Consider the following 14,573-nt stretch of genomic DNA (forward strand, 5'->3'; position numbering starts at 1 on the left):
AGCTGGCACTATAAGTAATGTGCAAGGTTACCCGGCGGGTGCGGGCGGGATTGCTTGTATTGCACCAATTGTGCCGCTTAGCCCAAACGATATCAGTGCGCCTCCCGCCATGCCACGAAAGAAATCCGGTATTCTGTTATGAAAGCAAAACAGCGATGAAATTATTGAGGCGGCAAAACAGCAAACCGTCAGGCCAAGGGAAATAGCCGCTATGCCCGGCAAGGTTGCGGCCGCGGTAACACCGGCGGCGGCCAATCCGAAGCCAATAAGCATAGGGGCAACAAGGCCAATGCCTACGGAAACTGCAGATAGCCCTTTTGACAGACTTTTCGGTGTGACGGAAGCAACCATAAATCTTACTCCTTTAAATATATTTTTGATTTTAATGGCATGTTTTTATCAGTTCCGTATGAGAAAGACAAAAATTATTTTCTAATGAATTCAATAGGATAATGCAATTCTTTCGCCAGAATCAGCTTTACGGCTAAACTGGTCATGGTTTTCATGGGTTTGCCTATTACCGGAAGGGTTCATTATGACGGGGCTGGAGCTGATTATCGGGCTGGTTTTGGGCGGGCTTGTATTCGCGGGCGGTTTTTTTGCGGGCTACCAGCTTTCAAAAGCCACGAAGGGGGAAGCGGCGGCCCAGTTCAGCGACCTCGCCAACCGGATATTCGAAGAACGCAACAAGAAGTTCAAGGAAGACAGCAAGGAAAGCCTCGGTGCCGTGCTCGGCCCGCTGCGGCAGGATCTTGAAAGCTTCCGCAAGAAGGTCGAGGAAAGCTACGGCGAGGAAGCCAAGGAGCGCCGCTCGCTCCGCAACGAGGTGCGCAGCATCGTTCTGCAAACCGAAGGCCTCACCAATGCGCTCAAGGGCAACAGCAAGGTACAGGGCGATCTTGGCGAAATGCTGCTTGAGAAACTTCTTGAAGATAGCGGCCTGCAGGCGGGCGCGAACTACAGCAGGCAGGAAAGCTTGCGCGACGAAGAAGGCGCGCTGCTGCGCCCCGATTATATCATCAACATGCCGGACGGACGGCATGTGATTATCGATGCCAAGATGCCGCTGACGCATTACGAACGCTATGCCGCCGCAGATAACGAAGATGATCGCAAGGCGCATGGCGCGGAATTGCTCAAGGCTATCGAAGCACATGTGAAGAACCTTGCGGGCAAGGAATATTTCAACCTGCCCGGCACGCAATCGCCCGATTTTGTTTTAATGTTCGTGCCGCTGGAAGGCGCCTTCATGCTGGCGCTGCAGACCGATCCCGCCCTGCACGGGCGCGCATGGGAACGCAGGGTGATCATTGTGTCCGCGACCACGCTTATGGCGACCTTGCGCACGGTGGGCGCGATGTGGCGGCTTGAAGGGCAAAACCGCAATGCGCAGGAAATCGCGCGTCAGGCCGGCGGCATCTATGACAAGTTCGCGGGCTTCATGGAAAAGATGCAGGACGTCGAAAAATCGATCAAGGCGGCGGGCAATGCCTATGATGCGGCGCTGGAGCGGCTGACCACCGGGCGCGGCAATGTCGCGGCGCGGCTGCAGAAGCTGAAAGCGCTTGGCGCGAAAACCGCCAAATCCATGCCGGACACGTTGCAGGTCGATGACGAGGATGATGACGGCGAAGATCAGGCGCGGCGCAGGATCGATAGCGCGGCCTAGCGTTTAACCGGCGATGAAAAAATCCCACACCAGTTTGGTGTTGAGCGCGACGATGGCGATGGCGGTCAGCCACGCAAGCGCGCTGACCCACCATGCGTTGCGATAGGGCCCCATTTTATTGCGGTCGGACGTGAACAGAACAAGCGGGATAACCGCAAAGGGCAACTGCAGGCTCAGCACCACCTGACTGAGTATAAGCAATTGCGCCGTGCCGCTTTCGCCGTAAAGCGCGGTCACGATCACGGCGGGGATGATTGCGATCAGCCGCGTCAGAAGCCGCCTGATCCATGGCGGCAGGCGCAGCGAAAGAAAGCCTTCCATCACGATCTGCCCGGCCATGGTGGCCGTGAGGGTTGAGTTTTGCCCCGAAGCCAGCAGCGCGATCCCGAACAGAATGGAAGCCGAAGTGGTGCCAAGCAGCGGTGCAAGCAAATAATAGGCATGCTGGATTTCCGCCACCTCCGTCATGCCTGCGGTGTGGAAGGATGCGGCGGCGACGATCAAAATCCCCGCATTGATGAACAGCGCGAGCATCAGGGCGATGGTGCTGTCGATGGTGGCGAAGCGGATCGCTTCGCGGATGCTGCCGTGATCGCGCTCGATCCGCCGCGTCTGCACAATGGAGGAGTGCAGGTAAAGGTTGTGCGGCATCACGGTCGCGCCAAGAATCCCCATGGCAATATAAAGCATGGCGGGGTTGGTGACGACTTCGGTCGAAGGAATAAAGCCCGCCATTACCGCGCCGAGTTCGGGCTGCGCCAGCGCGATATTATAGGCGAAACAGAAACCGATTACGATGATCAGGCTGACGACAATCGCTTCGAGATAACGGAAGCCGCGTTTTTGCAAAAGCAGGATCAGGAATACGTCCAGCACCGTCAGGCACACGCCAATCAGCAGCGGTATGCCGAACAGAAGGCTGAGCGCGATGGCGGTGCCGATGACTTCGGCAAGGTCGCAGGCGATGATCGCGATTTCGCACAGCGCCCAAAGCGCCAGTGCGACGGGTTTGGGGTAATGGTCGCGGCAGGCCTGCGCCAGATCGCGCCCGGTCACGATTCCGAGCTTGGCGCAAAGCGATTGCAGCAAAATCGCCATCAGGTTGGAAAGCAGGACGACGGAAAGCAACGTATAGCCGAAGGCCGAACCGCCCGCGATATCGGTGGCCCAGTTGCCCGGGTCCATATAACCGACGGCAATAAGATAGCCCGGCCCGGCAAAGGCCACCATTTTGCGCCACGTGCTGGCGCCCTTGGGCACGTCAATCGTGCCGTAAACTTCGGGCAGGGATGGTGTCGCCGCCGCGTGCCGCCAGGCCGGGGGGCTGGTGCCGAGTTCGCTCTGGCTCGTTTTCATGGCGCGCATTTTGCCTAACTTGCCCCGGCATGGCCAGAGGCTTTATGCTGCCCCACCATATAGCCGTATAAGGTGCCCATGCCGCCGAAAGTCCAGCAACCTGATAGCGTTATTTCGGTCCTTTTTGTGGATGCCACCGGCGCCACGCTGGCTCCGATGGCCGAAGCGCTTTTGCGCCATATGGCGGGCGGGAAATTCCGGGCCGAAAGCGCGGGCGCCGCGCCTGCCGGGCAATTGGACGAATCCTGCCTTGCATTGCTGCGCGCCAACGCGATTCCCGCCGACGGATTGGCCTGCAAGAGCCTGAGCGTATTCCAGACGCCCGAACGTTCGGTCAAGATCGATATCGTCGTGCGGCTCGGCAATATGGTCGCCGGGTTGCCGCCGCAGCTTTACGGCGTGCCCGCGAAGGTCGATTGGCTGGTCGATGACCCTGCCGAAGCGCAAACGCCCGAACAGGCCGCGTGGAAAGCGAAAAAAGCTTTCACGACCCTTCAGCAACGCATCAATGAACTGGTCACGGCCAAGCTGCCTGCCGCCAAGGGGGAATTGCAGATGGCGGTGCAGGCGATCGGGAAAAGCTAGGCGGCTTCCATATCGCGGCTGAGCGCGGTCTTGCACAAATCACGGCATGCGGCGGTCATGCCATCCATCCATGCTTGCCACGGGAATGCATCGCGCGCGAAATTCTGGCCCGCGGCGGCGATGCGGGCGTAGGCGTCGTCCGGCAGCCCCATCACATCCTGCAAATGCGCGGCCAGCATGCCGCTATCTCCGGCCGGGAACAGGCGCGCGGTTTTTCCAGGCACGACGAATTCGCGGTTCGCGCCATTATCGGCGACGATCAGCGGCCTTCCCATAAGCTGCGCCGCGATCAGCCCGGGATTTTGCCCGAGCGGCATGCTGCCCGCCGCCACTGCAGCATGCGCCATCCAGAAGGCCGCCGGCCAATCGTTGCAGGGCGCGGGCGCGAACACCTTGCCGTGCAGATTGTAGTGATCGACCAGTTTTTGCAGCTGCGCCGCTTCGTTTTCGGCAATTTCGCGCGCGCCCAGCATCACCACGTAAAAATCGCGACGCTGCATTTGCGCCAGCGCCGCCAGCATCGTTTCCATCCCATGGCCCGGCGCAAGCGGGCCGATATGCAAAATCAGGGTCGATTGTTCCGGTACGCGCCAAAGATCGGCCAGCTCCATCGCGCGCTCCGGCTTCATCTGCGCCGGATCGAACAGCTGCGCTTGCATGCCGGGCGGGACCAACGCAATCTTGTTCGGCGCCGCGCCCAGTTCCTTGCCGCAATAGCGCCGCATGTAATCGGACGGCACAACGAAATGCCCGTCGCGTGCGACAAAGTTTTCCATTTGCTGTCTGACCGCGGGTTCGGTGGCGGGGTTGGCGCAATGCAGTGCCATCGGCGGGTGATGTTTGCCAAGCCCAAGCAGCGTGGGCAGCCATTGCCCGGTAAGGCCGAAAACCGCGCCGATTTTTTCTTCCGCGATCATGTCGTGCATGCGCCGTGCGCAGCGCCAGCGTTGCCACAAATTGGCAGGCAGGGGCTGGCGGACCACTTGCAGCCCGCGCCGCTCGGCTTCCGCCGATTGGGGGCCGCCGGGGGTCTGCAAAATAACGGAAAGGCCGCTGCGGTTGACGGTGGCGGCCAGATCGATCAGCGCCGCGCTCCATAAATCGTGGCCAAGTTCGTGCGCCAGCAGCAAAATCGTGCCGCCCGGCTGTCGTTGCTGACGCAGGCGCTGCGCTCTGCTAGGTTTGCCGCCGAGCTTTGGTAACCTGTCCCTGATCTGGATCTTTTGTGCCGCCATGACGCCTGAATTCCTTGCCCTTCCCGGCCGCCGCCTAGCCTATCACAGAATTCCGGGCCGTGAACCCGGGGTCGTGTTCCTTGGCGGCTTCGCATCCGACATGACCGGAACCAAGGCCGGCTTTCTGGCGGAAAAATGCGCCGCTGCGGGCCATGCATTTCTGCGCTTCGATTACCGCGGGCACGGGCAATCAGCGGGCCGGTTCGAGGACGGTACGATCGGCGATTGGTTCGATGACGCTCGCGAAACTATCGGGCAATTAACGCAGGGGCCGCAAATCGTGGTCGGTTCCTCCATGGGAGGCTGGATCGCGCTTTTGCTGGCGCGCGCCGTGCCCGAACGCGTGCGGGCGCTTGTGGGGGTCGCGGCCGCGCCCGATTTCACCGAAGATCTGATGTGGGATGTGCTGACACAGGAACAGAAGGGGGAGCTGCGGGAAACCGGGCGGCTGCTTGAGCCTTCCGATTACAGCGACGAACCCATGGTCATTACGCTGAGGCTGATCGAAGAGGCGCGCGGCCACCTGCTTTTGCGCGGGCGCAGGCAGGTAAGTTGCCCGCTGCGGCTGTTGCAGGGCGGGCGCGACCCGGATGTGCCGCCCGCCTGGCCGCAAAAGATAGTGCAGAATATCGAAGCCGAAGACGCGCGCATCATCATGATCGAGGATGGCGACCACAGGCTGAACCGCGATCAGGATCTCGCACTTTTGTGGAAGGCGATCGAAGAATTTTTATAAGAAAGCGTCAGCGGCCGAATTTAACCCGGAAGCCGACGATCACAAGCAAAACGCCGATCACGCCGCCGATCAGCGATGCCGGAAGCTGGATGAAAAAGTTGACGACCGTGAGCGCGATATGGCCGGGCGGCATCGTCTGGCTCCAGTTATGCAGAACGGCCCAGGCCTTGGGGATGTAAAGCTGCAGGAACACTGCGGCGCTGGTGATGCTGAAATGCCCGCCTGCGCCGAACATTTCGTCGCTCATGAACCGGGTTATATCGTGGCCGAACAGCATCACGCTGGCCACGCAAAGAAAGACGCCGATGAAACCGATTGCGAGCATGATGCGGGCTGGCCTTTGCCGGTTGCGGGAACCTAAGATAATGAAAGTATAAGCAAAAAGCCCGGCAACTCAATCAAAAGCCCAAAAAGTTAACGGGCGCGGCGTGCAATGCCGGGCGGGTGTTGCACCCATGCGTCATGCGACCGGTGTGACCGCCAGCCCCCGCTACCCTTCAGCTATCCCATGGGTTTCTTGACTTTTTCCGCAAAGCTGCCATGGTGGCCGCGAGTTTAACCAAGGCTCGTTACGGGCAAGAGATCGCCAAAGGTTCAGATTTGGCGATGGCGCTCAGCCGGTTTTCCGGCGGCGCAATCTACAATCCCTTCTACCGGTTGTTGTCTCTGACGTTAACAAGAGTAGCCGGGGGAAACCCCGGGAGCGGAAACTCAGCGCCGGGCCATGATGGGCCGGTGTTCAAGACAAGCAACGTAAGGAAAAGACAATGGCAACTGGTACCGTAAAATGGTTCAACCCCACCAAGGGTTATGGCTTCATTCAACCCGATGCTGGCGGCGGCGACGTGTTCGTCCACATCAGCGCGGTTGAAGCTGCCGGCATGGGTTCGCTGAACGAAGGCCAGAAGGTCAGCTATGAACTGGCGACCAACAAGGGCAAGACTTCGGCCGTCAACCTGCAGGCTGCCTGAACCACATACCAGGGTTCTGGAAATGAAACCCGTCGGGCGCAAGCCCGGCGGGTTTTTTCATGCGGGGCTTGTTGAGCGAGGCAGGCTATCTGGTTGGTACTTTTTTAAGTCTTTTTATATCATCGGTACTTAATGATTTGGCTTTTTCCCATGAAGCGTGGAAGGCTTGACGATATGCTTGGGTAAGGGGTTCAGAGCGTACAACCACAACATGTGGCGGTGTTTCCTGTGGAAATGATATGAGCGCTAAGCACTCGCCGAATGCATAAAAGGCTGTCGGTGCCGCGGCTTGCGCCGGTTGTTGTCTGTATTCGACATAATCACCCGTAAAATCACCCTTGGTTACCAGAACGCGGTATGAAACATGGCCGCTTTTGACTAGCTCCCTCATACGCTGTCTTTGTACTTCGGGGTTTGTACGGTATTTGGCCAGCAAGCCTTCGTCGTAAACACTCAAACAAACCTTGCCGCCACGATCAACCATGTGGGTGTAGAGAAAATTGTAAAACTCCTCGAACCGTTCCGGGCCTTCATAAATTTCTATTCCTGCCCTTTTAAACCGAACGCCACTGTCTTCGGTAAAAGCAACACCATGATTTTGGAAGGCGTGATAAATCGTATTCAGGCTTCTATCAAATGGCTTTACTAGGCCTTGCTCAATCTTGCGTATACCATCGCGCGTCATGCCTGTAGCGCGGGCAAGATCATCCAGCGTCCAGTTAAGCAAAGCGCGACCTGCGCGAATCTGGTGCTTATCTAGTTTCATGTTCTAACCATCTGAACTGTGCGGCGGATTTTTTTTAAGACTTGACGCATAACGCATACCACAATCAGCAAAGCTGGCAACATAAAATTCGTAAAATACATACTAACTATTATTATAGATAATAATAAAACGAATTATATTTGACAATTTTTACTCCTTATCAATATTGTTCAACTACCTTCCAGATCACGCCAGCGGGGGTGTGATTTCAAGCAAAGACATTTTTTAAAGGAGGCGGCAATGACCTATGCGGAAATGGCGAAGAAGTTCGGGAAGCTGATGGCGATCGACATACTGATGACGATCGAAAAGATGGCGCGGGTGCAGATGGACGAGGTACGGGTTGTGATGACCGAGGAGCAACGGCTCACGACCGCGCTCGCGGCGCTCGACCGCATCAGCCCGGTCAAGCCGGAAGAGTATGAACGGACGCTGCAGGATGTGGGGGGCTAGGTCTATGCTGCCGCCGCTATTTTCTGTGTTTTAACAATGTGCGGTCAAGGAATAATACCGGCGGTTTTTCTAAGTAGAAATACTTTGGAGGTGGATTCGTTTGACCATACCTTAACCCTCTCCAATCCTGCCATGTTGCAACAATGTTGAAAGAAATTTACATCGTATTTGTATGAATTTTTGATATGTAACTTCTGGCCTTTGGTTAGGCTGAAAGGTCTGCCCGCGAGGCTAAAATTTATATTACGGCTAACAACAGCTATATGTGCAAGTTGGCCGGAAGAGGGTATCCACAAAGGATCATAATCAAATGCCAACGGATCAAAGTTCTGCATTGGCAGCTCTGCAGCCATCCGATCGAAAATGTTTAACTGAAAGAGGCTGTGTACGTTGAAGTAGTCTATAATTTGTTTGCCATTTTGATTGCTATCAAAACCAATTAACAGCCAACCACTATTTGCTGCAACCGCCATTCCAGCCAGATGCTCTGTGAGAGCTGTTTCAGGTAACGCATTACTTACAGAACTCAAAATATTGCTGATTGTGCTGCCGAATGAGCAAATCAAAGCATTGCCAGTATAATATGCTTGGCGGCCTGCGAAGAAATCATCAACAATAGGCCTTACTTCAAATAAAGCTTCGCCGACGGCAGAAACTTGCTTGAGGAATCCAACTGACTCGTCAACAGGAATATAGGCCTTGCTTTTCAACGCACGAAGGATTGGCAAAGTTTTGTTAACAAAGGCTGGGAGTGTTCCTGGCCCTAGTTCAACGATCGGAAGGTTGGAAGGTAGGTATTTGTTTATTTCGTCGGATACTTGATGCAGAAGTGCCGTTTCGGCGCTGACCATGTTTTTTTGTTTATTTCGCGCCCCTTCTGCTTCCGCCCATAGCGTAATGCCGGAAGTTGACTTGCCATAACGCATGCCCTTATGAGCCATATATTGGTGTGGCCCCATGTGTGAAACATGCTGACCAGTAAACCAATGAAGGCTATCTTGCAGAAAATTCATCTTACGACTCTCCTGCCAACATTCTCAGCTTCCTTGGCATTGCTCCAAGCAAAGTTAAAAGATTGCCGGTAAGCTTCAGCGAAGGGAGACGATTTAATAAGAACAACTAAGGGGGCAGGGTCATGGCTGAAAGATATAAGGCCGAGATGGTCGCCAAAAACGTAAAATGAGGTAGGAGAAAAGTACTCTTTCTGTTGCCAGCGATATTGAGCATATGATGCAGCAGTATAATTCTGATCACCATCTTCAATTAAGATACGCATAGTTAGATCGCTACGATTCTTAACTAGCTCGGCCATTTTCTCCCTGTGAACTTCGGCGTTTGTTCGGTATTTGGCAAACAGACGTTCATTAACACCGCTTACACATACATCGCCGCCATGCTCACTAAGATGTTCAAATAAGATTTCGTAGAATCTTGAAAAGCCATCACGATTCTCAAGCACTTCAATATTCTGTGGCTTAAAACGCACGCCATTATTATCGGTGAACTCGACGCCCTGATTGTTAAAAGCGCGCATGATATCCGCGATAGTCCCTTCGCGCGGCTGCACCGAGCCATCCTCGATTTTGCGGATGGCTTGCGGCGTCAAACCTGCGGATTTGGCCAAGGCTTCCTGGCTCATATCGAGCAGGGCGCGGGCGGCTCTTATCTGTCTTCCTGAGATCATGCTGGTTTGTGGTAGGTTGTTACTAAAATTGCTATAATAGAAACTATAGGATTTCCTTTGGAATAGCAATAGAAATTTTCTATAGCTAAAAAAACACTTTAACCATAAAAAATTAACATGTTAGTAATTTTTCGAGCCTACTTTCACCCCTGTCGCCAATTACGGCGGGGCCTGCTGCGGCAGGGAAGTGAAACATAGGCGGGGAGAGCATTATGAAGTTCGGGGATTTGGCAAAGAAGTTCGGCCAGAGCATGGCATTCGATATCATGCTGAGCGTCGAGAAGATGGCGAAGATCAAGGTCACGGAAGAAATCCTTGCTCTGCCGGAAGAAGAACGGTTGCAGCGTGCCTATGATGCGCTCGACCGGCTCGATGCCGAGCGTCAGGAAGAAATCGCCGAAAAGCGGCGCGAGGCCTTGCGCTATGGCCGCGAGGTCCAGCAGCGCAGGCGGCGCGAGCAACAGGGGAAGTAACGGCGTGCCCCGGGCGGTACGGGGTGCCGCCCGGATATTTTATTCATCAGTGTAAGTGACGGGAACGGGACGGAGAGTATGATGTTGAAGCAAGCGAACAATCTGCAGGGTATCATCGCCATCCGCGTCCATCGTGCGAACCCGGCCCATTGCGGCGCCCGGCCCGCGCGCAAGCTGAACGAAGTGGAGCTGAAAAGCATCCATGCGCTTTTGAACTATGCGGCCGCGAACACCAACATGCTTGAAGGCGCGGTGGTGGATAGGCTTTGCGCCCTGTGCGATGCCATGCAGCTTGAAGATATCGAAGCGGCGCAGTATGAAGCCGCCGTCCGCTTCCTGGTGGATTTCAACAGCCGCGTGAATTAACGCGCTTCACCCGATCAGCTTTGCAATGCCGTAAGCGGTGGCCGCTGCGGCGGCGCCGATGGCGGTTGTTTGCCAGGCCGAGCGGCGAATATCCACACCCGTAAAACGCCCCTTCAGCGCGCCGAACAGAAACAGCGCGACAAGCGTGACGAGCGCCGAAAGCACCAGCGCGGGTTCCGCCTGTTCCAGCAGCATATAGGGGAAAAGCGGGATCATGCCGCCCGCGGTATAGGCCGCGCCTATGGTAAGCGGGCTTTTCACAATGCGCCCCGGGTCCGGCTTTTCAAGCCCCAGCTCCATCTTCATCATGAAATCGACCCAGCGTTTCGGGTCGGCGCTGATCGCCTTGACCACAATGGGCACTTCCGGCTTCGGCACGCCGAGGCTTTCGATAATTTCCGCCACTTCGGCGGCCTCCACATGCGGCACTTCCTTTACCTCCCGCACCTCTCGTGCATATTCGGCGCGGTAATGTTCGGCTTGCGTCTTGGCCGCGAGGTAACCGCCAAGCCCCATGGCGATAGTGCCCGCCGCGATTTCCGCCACGCCGGCGGTGACAATGATGCCTGTGCCCGCCGCCACGCCGCTGAGGCCGGCCGCGAGCGCGAACGGCACCGTAAGCCCGTCCGCCATACCGAGCACGAGATCCTTGATGAAATCCGAAGATTTCACATGATGTTCGTGATGGTAGTGCGGGTGGTGATGGTGGTGGTGGCCCGGTTGGGACATGGAAGCTCCGCTGGCTTGGCGTTTTGGAGGGGTGGCGTCAAAGCTTCGTGTGCACGCCCTTTTCGGTGATATAGCCGGTGATGAGGCGTGCGGGCGTTACATCGAATGCAGGGTTGGCGGCCTGGGATGTTGTGATCGTCACCGCGCCGGGCTTGCCTTCGGGCGTCAGGCCGATGACGGTGGTCACCTCGCTTGCGCTGCGTTCCTCGATCGGGATCGCGTCGCCATCGCTCAGTGCGCGGTCGATCGTGGTGTAGGGGAAGGCGGCATAGAACGGCACCTTGTTATCATGCGCCGCCAGCGCCTTCAGATAGGTGCCGATCTTGTTGCAAACATCGCCCGTGGCGGTAACGCGATCGGAACCCACGATGCACATATCCACCTTGCCCTTGCGCATCAGCAGACCGCCCGCATTGTCCGCGATCACGGTGTGCGGTACGCCGTGCTGTGCCAGCTCGAACGCCGTCAGGGCCGCGCCCTGGTTACGGGGGCGCGTTTCATCGACCCATACATGCAGTTTCACACCCGCATCATGCGCCACATAAATGGGTGCGAGCGCCGTGCCGTAATCGACCGTCGCGAGCCAGCCGGCGTTGCAGTGCGTAAGAATATTGAGCGGTTCTTCGCTTTTTTTCGCCGCCGCAAGCTTTTTGATGATTTCTGCGCCGTGCTGGCCAATGCTGCGGCACAGCGCGACATCTTCTTCGCATATCTCGTTTGCACGCTTCATGGCGGCCGCGGCGCGCGCTTCGGGCGCCAGCGGCGAAACGGCTTCCATCATGCTGTCGAGCGCCCATTTCAGGTTGATCGCGGTCGGGCGCGTGGCGAGCAGGCGGTTGTAATATTTCTTCAGTGCGGCGTCGGATGCATCTTTGCGCAGCGAAAGATAAAAGCCATAGGCGGCCGTGACGCCGATCAGCGGCGCGCCGCGCACCACCATGCTTTTGATCGCCTTTTCCGCATCTTCCAGCGTGGCGATATCGATCACCGCGAGATCCCACGGCAGCTTGCGCTGGTCGATCGCGCGTGCATAGCTGCCGTCTTCGGCGAGGGCGATGGTGCGATAGGGCTGGTTGCCAATTTTCATGGATAAAGGCGTAGCAGGCGGCCGCGATTCTTTCAAACCAATTGACCGCCGGCAAGCTCTAAAAAACGCCGGGGATGATCCGGAAACGCACCTTTTCCGCGTATTCCCTATATTCCGGGTTTTCGCACAAAATGCGTTCTTCGGCAAAAATACGCAGGATCAGGAAAATCCAGACGCTGATGTAAATGCCAAGGTTCCAGAGCGTGGGCGCGAACAAAAGATAGCCGATATGCAAAAGCATATAGCCCATATACATGGGGTGGCGCACAAGCTTGTAAAGCCCGCCGCGTTTGACCCCGCGGTTGGCAGCGACCAGCCCGAAGCTGCGCCACAAATTAAATTTTGCGGTGACGTGGACGATGATGCCAAGGATCATCATCAACCCGCCGCCCAAAAGCGAGATTGGCTCGCCGCCGTTATTGACCATCAGGGCAAGGAATGTGCCTGCGAAGGCGATGAACCAATCGCGTATGCTGATGGATATGCAGTCCGTATGCCGCCTTAGCAGCAGCAGCACGATCACGATGCCTTCGGATGCCAGCAGCAGAACGGGGTACCAGTTGGTCGCCGAAAATTCATTCGGCCATAGCCGGTGTACGAGCCAGATGTAAAGCGCCAGCGCAACGCCCTGTTCGAACATATCAAGCGCCTTGCGCACTTTTTGCGATGGGCCTTTTTGCGTTGCGGCGGCTGTTTCCGGGGATGTCATGCAAAATCCTTGGCGGTTAAGCCGATTTTCGGCGTATGCCGTTAAAATTTCGTGTACCAACCTGCCCCGCCGGTATTTCACGCACGGGCAGGCTTTTGCCCGGCAATACCGGCGTTTTCTTAATGTATTTTAAGGAAGGCGGGTTTATACCCTTTGTTTCATGCTTGATCAGACCACCCTCGCGCCCGGCAGCATCCATGTCCTGACCGGGTTTTCCGGAACCGGCAAAAGTACGGCGGGCACCGATTTGCTGTGCGCGGGCGCCGCCGAGCCTGCGCGCGTGAAGAAGCTGGTTGAAGACCGCTATTATTGCGATCCGCGTACGTTGCTGCAGGGGATGCGACGGTTTGCAGAGCGGAAGAACCGTGATTTGCTGCGCGCCTGCTATGATGCGGCGCACGAACAGATTATGCAGGATGCGCTTTTCTGGGCACGCAAGCATTATGCCGTATTGGTTGATATATGCCCCGGCCAGCCGGACGGCTTTTTTGCGCTGTTGCAACGAACCTGCATCGCCGCGCGCGATCAAGACGGTGCCTTGCGGGTAATATGGCTGACATGTAGCCGCGCCGCACGTATGCAGCGCATTGCAGGGCGCGGTACGTGGTTCGACCGGACGCTGGCGAAACTGCCGGGCTATCTTGATGCGGTAGAAGCGATAGAGGAACGCGTCGAACCGTGGGCACGGACCAGCGGCGTGCCGTTGCAAACCGTGCATACCGACAAGGCGGGCGATGGCAGATCGCCGGAACGCTCGCCCTTGTTCAGAATGAAGAATATACCGTTTTTTGCGTCCCTGGCGGCTTCCCTGCATGCCGGGGCGCTGCGCGCAGCGTCGTAATCAGGCGGCGGCATCCCGCCATTTGACTGAACAACCCATGCTGGGTTCCTGTCGCGCCGGCACATCCTTCCCGTTCGCTGCCGCCTGCATGGCGTTGAACAATTCGGGTACCGTATCGGCCTTCGCCGCGCCCTTGCCGGCGCTATCCAGCCGCCCGCGATACACAAGCTTCATGTTTTTATCGAAGCAAAAGAAATCGGGCGTGCAAACCGCGCCATAGGCCTGTGCGACCTTTTGGGTTTCGTCGATTACATAGGGAAAATCGAAACCGTGCTGTGCCGCGAACTTTTTCATATTCTCGAAACCGTCTTCGGGATAATTCGCTGTATCGTTCGGCATGATCGCGACGGTGCCGACATCGATTGTGCGCAACCGCTTCGCCGTGGCGGCGATACGGTCCACCACCGCCTGCACATAGGGGCAATGGTTGCAAATGAACATCACGGCGAGCCCGTTCGGTCCGCGCGCGCTTTCGCGCGTATGCGTCACGCCATCGATGCCGCGCAAACTGAAGGCGGGCGCCGTCATGGCTTTATTGGCGGGCGGGGTGGTCATCAGGGCCATGGCGTTTCTCCCTTGGTTGGCATTCGCATGGTTGGCGGCCCATGGTAGCGCGCCAGCGGCGGCGCGAAAACCCGCAATTTATGCGGCAAAACGGGGCTTTTTTTGCCCCCGCAGACCTGATAGATGTTGTGGCACAAGTTTGCGGAGGGGTGGCCGAGTGCCCTGCGTGCGAAGCGCGCGAATAGATATAGTCAACCGCGAGGCGGCAAAGGTTGGCACAAGTTTGCGGAGGGGTGGCCGAGTGCCCTGCGTGCGAAGCGCGCGAATAGATATAGTCAACCGCGAGGCGGCAAAGGTTGGCACAAGTTTGCGGAGGGGTGGCCGAGTGGTTGAAGGCGCTCGCCTGGAA

The 14,573-nt window shown here is 56.7% G+C and carries 19 protein-coding genes; 8 read left to right on the top strand and 11 right to left on the bottom strand.

Going from position 1 to position 14,573, the window contains the following annotated elements:
• Positions 1 to 27: 27 nt before the first annotated feature.
• A complete protein-coding gene (locus tag GC131_07560) occupies positions 28 to 351 on the bottom strand; it encodes a hypothetical protein (GenBank protein MBI1273925.1) in 324 nt (107 codons plus the stop codon).
• Between the two features lie 184 nt (positions 352 to 535).
• Here GC131_07560 and rmuC point away from each other — a divergent pair, with 184 nt between their 5' ends.
• The gene (rmuC, locus tag GC131_07565) at positions 536 to 1,669 is read left to right on the top strand and encodes a DNA recombination protein RmuC (protein ID MBI1273926.1); all 1,134 of its coding nucleotides are present in this window, start codon (positions 536 to 538) and stop codon (positions 1,667 to 1,669) included.
• A 3-nt stretch (positions 1,670 to 1,672) separates the two neighbouring features.
• On the opposite strand, the gene mntH is transcribed toward rmuC, so the two are convergent.
• A complete protein-coding gene (gene mntH / locus GC131_07570) occupies positions 1,673 to 3,025 on the bottom strand; it encodes an Mn(2+) uptake NRAMP transporter MntH (protein MBI1273927.1) in 1,353 nt (450 codons plus the stop codon).
• A 78-nt stretch (positions 3,026 to 3,103) separates the two neighbouring features.
• Here mntH and GC131_07575 point away from each other — a divergent pair, with 78 nt between their 5' ends.
• Positions 3,104 to 3,610: a hypothetical protein gene (locus tag GC131_07575; protein MBI1273928.1), complete on the top strand. Its 507-nt coding sequence runs from the start codon at positions 3,104 to 3,106 to the stop codon at positions 3,608 to 3,610.
• Here GC131_07575 and GC131_07580 read toward each other — a convergent pair.
• Positions 3,607 to 4,845, bottom strand: coding sequence for a glycosyltransferase (locus tag GC131_07580; protein ID MBI1273929.1), 1,239 nt, complete (start codon positions 4,843 to 4,845; stop codon positions 3,607 to 3,609). The two genes, GC131_07575 and GC131_07580, sit on opposite strands and share 4 nt — an antisense overlap.
• Here GC131_07580 and GC131_07585 point away from each other — a divergent pair.
• Positions 4,844 to 5,581, top strand: a complete 738-nt coding sequence (locus GC131_07585) for an alpha/beta fold hydrolase (GenBank protein MBI1273930.1) — start codon at positions 4,844 to 4,846, stop codon at positions 5,579 to 5,581. The two genes, GC131_07580 and GC131_07585, sit on opposite strands and share 2 nt — an antisense overlap.
• A 7-nt stretch (positions 5,582 to 5,588) precedes the next feature.
• Here GC131_07585 and GC131_07590 read toward each other — a convergent pair whose 3' ends face one another.
• The gene (locus GC131_07590) at positions 5,589 to 5,906 is read right to left on the bottom strand and encodes a hypothetical protein (GenBank protein MBI1273931.1); all 318 of its coding nucleotides are present in this window, start codon (positions 5,904 to 5,906) and stop codon (positions 5,589 to 5,591) included.
• Between the two features lie 442 nt (positions 5,907 to 6,348).
• Between GC131_07590 and GC131_07595 the strand changes: the two genes are divergently transcribed.
• Entirely contained in the window at positions 6,349 to 6,552 is a 204-nt protein-coding gene (locus GC131_07595; GenBank protein MBI1273932.1) for a cold-shock protein, read from the top strand.
• 85 nt (positions 6,553 to 6,637) lie between these two features.
• Here the strand turns inward: GC131_07595 and GC131_07600 are convergent, their stop codons facing one another.
• The gene (locus GC131_07600; GenBank protein MBI1273933.1) at positions 6,638 to 7,318 is read right to left on the bottom strand and encodes a hypothetical protein; all 681 of its coding nucleotides are present in this window, start codon (positions 7,316 to 7,318) and stop codon (positions 6,638 to 6,640) included.
• A 240-nt stretch (positions 7,319 to 7,558) separates the two neighbouring features.
• Here GC131_07600 and GC131_07605 point away from each other — a divergent pair, with 240 nt between their 5' ends.
• Positions 7,559 to 7,771 carry a hypothetical protein gene (locus tag GC131_07605; GenBank protein MBI1273934.1) on the top strand — a complete coding sequence of 71 codons (213 nt, stop codon included), beginning with the start codon at positions 7,559 to 7,561 and terminating at the stop codon, positions 7,769 to 7,771.
• 44 nt (positions 7,772 to 7,815) lie between these two features.
• Here the strand turns inward: GC131_07605 and GC131_07610 are convergent, their stop codons facing one another.
• Positions 7,816 to 8,784: a hypothetical protein gene (locus tag GC131_07610; GenBank protein ID MBI1273935.1), complete on the bottom strand. Its 969-nt coding sequence runs from the start codon at positions 8,782 to 8,784 to the stop codon at positions 7,816 to 7,818.
• Positions 8,781 to 9,455, bottom strand: coding sequence for a helix-turn-helix domain-containing protein (locus GC131_07615; protein ID MBI1273936.1), 675 nt, complete (start codon positions 9,453 to 9,455; stop codon positions 8,781 to 8,783). The genes GC131_07610 and GC131_07615 overlap by 4 nt, the downstream gene beginning before the upstream one ends.
• A gap of 212 nt (positions 9,456 to 9,667) precedes the next feature.
• Here GC131_07615 and GC131_07620 point away from each other — a divergent pair, with 212 nt between their 5' ends.
• Together GC131_07620 and GC131_07625 are read left to right on the top strand one after the other, a co-directional pair.
• Complete coding sequence (locus GC131_07620) at positions 9,668 to 9,928, top strand: hypothetical protein (GenBank protein MBI1273937.1); 261 nt, start codon at positions 9,668 to 9,670, stop codon at positions 9,926 to 9,928.
• Positions 9,929 to 10,009: 81 nt separating this feature from the next.
• On the top strand, positions 10,010 to 10,294 hold the full coding sequence (locus GC131_07625; GenBank protein MBI1273938.1) for a hypothetical protein: 285 nt from the start codon (positions 10,010 to 10,012) through the stop codon (positions 10,292 to 10,294).
• A 6-nt stretch (positions 10,295 to 10,300) separates the two neighbouring features.
• Here the strand turns inward: GC131_07625 and GC131_07630 are convergent, their stop codons facing one another.
• The 3 genes from GC131_07630 to GC131_07640 are packed head-to-tail and all read right to left on the bottom strand — an operon-like array spanning position 10,301 to position 12,819.
• A complete protein-coding gene (locus GC131_07630; GenBank protein ID MBI1273939.1) occupies positions 10,301 to 11,023 on the bottom strand; it encodes an iron transporter in 723 nt (240 codons plus the stop codon).
• A 37-nt stretch (positions 11,024 to 11,060) separates the two neighbouring features.
• Entirely contained in the window at positions 11,061 to 12,110 is a 1,050-nt protein-coding gene (mtnA, locus tag GC131_07635; protein MBI1273940.1) for an S-methyl-5-thioribose-1-phosphate isomerase, read from the bottom strand.
• 58 nt (positions 12,111 to 12,168) lie between these two features.
• The gene (locus GC131_07640; protein ID MBI1273941.1) at positions 12,169 to 12,819 is read right to left on the bottom strand and encodes a DUF1295 domain-containing protein; all 651 of its coding nucleotides are present in this window, start codon (positions 12,817 to 12,819) and stop codon (positions 12,169 to 12,171) included.
• A gap of 160 nt (positions 12,820 to 12,979) precedes the next feature.
• Between GC131_07640 and GC131_07645 the strand changes: the two genes are divergently transcribed.
• Positions 12,980 to 13,660: a hypothetical protein gene (locus GC131_07645; protein ID MBI1273942.1), complete on the top strand. Its 681-nt coding sequence runs from the start codon at positions 12,980 to 12,982 to the stop codon at positions 13,658 to 13,660.
• Here GC131_07645 and GC131_07650 read toward each other — a convergent pair whose 3' ends face one another.
• On the bottom strand, positions 13,661 to 14,224 hold the full coding sequence (locus tag GC131_07650; protein ID MBI1273943.1) for a redoxin domain-containing protein: 564 nt from the start codon (positions 14,222 to 14,224) through the stop codon (positions 13,661 to 13,663). It lies immediately after the preceding gene.
• Positions 14,225 to 14,573: the final 349 nt, after the last annotated feature.

The organism is Alphaproteobacteria bacterium, from assembly GCA_016124955.1.
GTDB lineage: Bacteria > Pseudomonadota > Alphaproteobacteria > UBA9219 > RFNS01 > RI-461.

What these genes read in the sequence shown, in the direction of transcription:
- GC131_07560 (MBI1273925.1), bottom strand. Translation starts at nt 351, where the DNA reads ATGGTTGCTTCCGTCACACCGAAAAGTCTGTCAAAAGGGCTATCTGCA.
- rmuC (MBI1273926.1), top strand. Translation starts at nt 536, where the DNA reads ATGACGGGGCTGGAGCTGATTATCGGGCTGGTTTTGGGCGGGCTTGTA.
- mntH (MBI1273927.1), bottom strand. Translation starts at nt 3,025, where the DNA reads ATGAAAACGAGCCAGAGCGAACTCGGCACCAGCCCCCCGGCCTGGCGG.
- GC131_07575 (MBI1273928.1), top strand. Translation starts at nt 3,104, where the DNA reads ATGCCGCCGAAAGTCCAGCAACCTGATAGCGTTATTTCGGTCCTTTTT.
- GC131_07585 (MBI1273930.1), top strand. Translation starts at nt 4,844, where the DNA reads ATGACGCCTGAATTCCTTGCCCTTCCCGGCCGCCGCCTAGCCTATCAC.
- GC131_07580 (MBI1273929.1), bottom strand. Translation starts at nt 4,845, where the DNA reads ATGGCGGCACAAAAGATCCAGATCAGGGACAGGTTACCAAAGCTCGGC.
- GC131_07590 (MBI1273931.1), bottom strand. Translation starts at nt 5,906, where the DNA reads ATGCTCGCAATCGGTTTCATCGGCGTCTTTCTTTGCGTGGCCAGCGTG.
- GC131_07595 (MBI1273932.1), top strand. Translation starts at nt 6,349, where the DNA reads ATGGCAACTGGTACCGTAAAATGGTTCAACCCCACCAAGGGTTATGGC.
- GC131_07600 (MBI1273933.1), bottom strand. Translation starts at nt 7,318, where the DNA reads ATGAAACTAGATAAGCACCAGATTCGCGCAGGTCGCGCTTTGCTTAAC.
- GC131_07605 (MBI1273934.1), top strand. Translation starts at nt 7,559, where the DNA reads ATGACCTATGCGGAAATGGCGAAGAAGTTCGGGAAGCTGATGGCGATC.
- GC131_07610 (MBI1273935.1), bottom strand. Translation starts at nt 8,784, where the DNA reads ATGAATTTTCTGCAAGATAGCCTTCATTGGTTTACTGGTCAGCATGTT.
- GC131_07615 (MBI1273936.1), bottom strand. Translation starts at nt 9,455, where the DNA reads ATGATCTCAGGAAGACAGATAAGAGCCGCCCGCGCCCTGCTCGATATG.
- GC131_07620 (MBI1273937.1), top strand. Translation starts at nt 9,668, where the DNA reads ATGAAGTTCGGGGATTTGGCAAAGAAGTTCGGCCAGAGCATGGCATTC.
- GC131_07625 (MBI1273938.1), top strand. Translation starts at nt 10,010, where the DNA reads ATGTTGAAGCAAGCGAACAATCTGCAGGGTATCATCGCCATCCGCGTC.
- GC131_07630 (MBI1273939.1), bottom strand. Translation starts at nt 11,023, where the DNA reads ATGTCCCAACCGGGCCACCACCACCATCACCACCCGCACTACCATCAC.
- mtnA (MBI1273940.1), bottom strand. Translation starts at nt 12,110, where the DNA reads ATGAAAATTGGCAACCAGCCCTATCGCACCATCGCCCTCGCCGAAGAC.
- GC131_07640 (MBI1273941.1), bottom strand. Translation starts at nt 12,819, where the DNA reads ATGACATCCCCGGAAACAGCCGCCGCAACGCAAAAAGGCCCATCGCAA.
- GC131_07645 (MBI1273942.1), top strand. Translation starts at nt 12,980, where the DNA reads ATGCTTGATCAGACCACCCTCGCGCCCGGCAGCATCCATGTCCTGACC.
- GC131_07650 (MBI1273943.1), bottom strand. Translation starts at nt 14,224, where the DNA reads ATGGCCCTGATGACCACCCCGCCCGCCAATAAAGCCATGACGGCGCCC.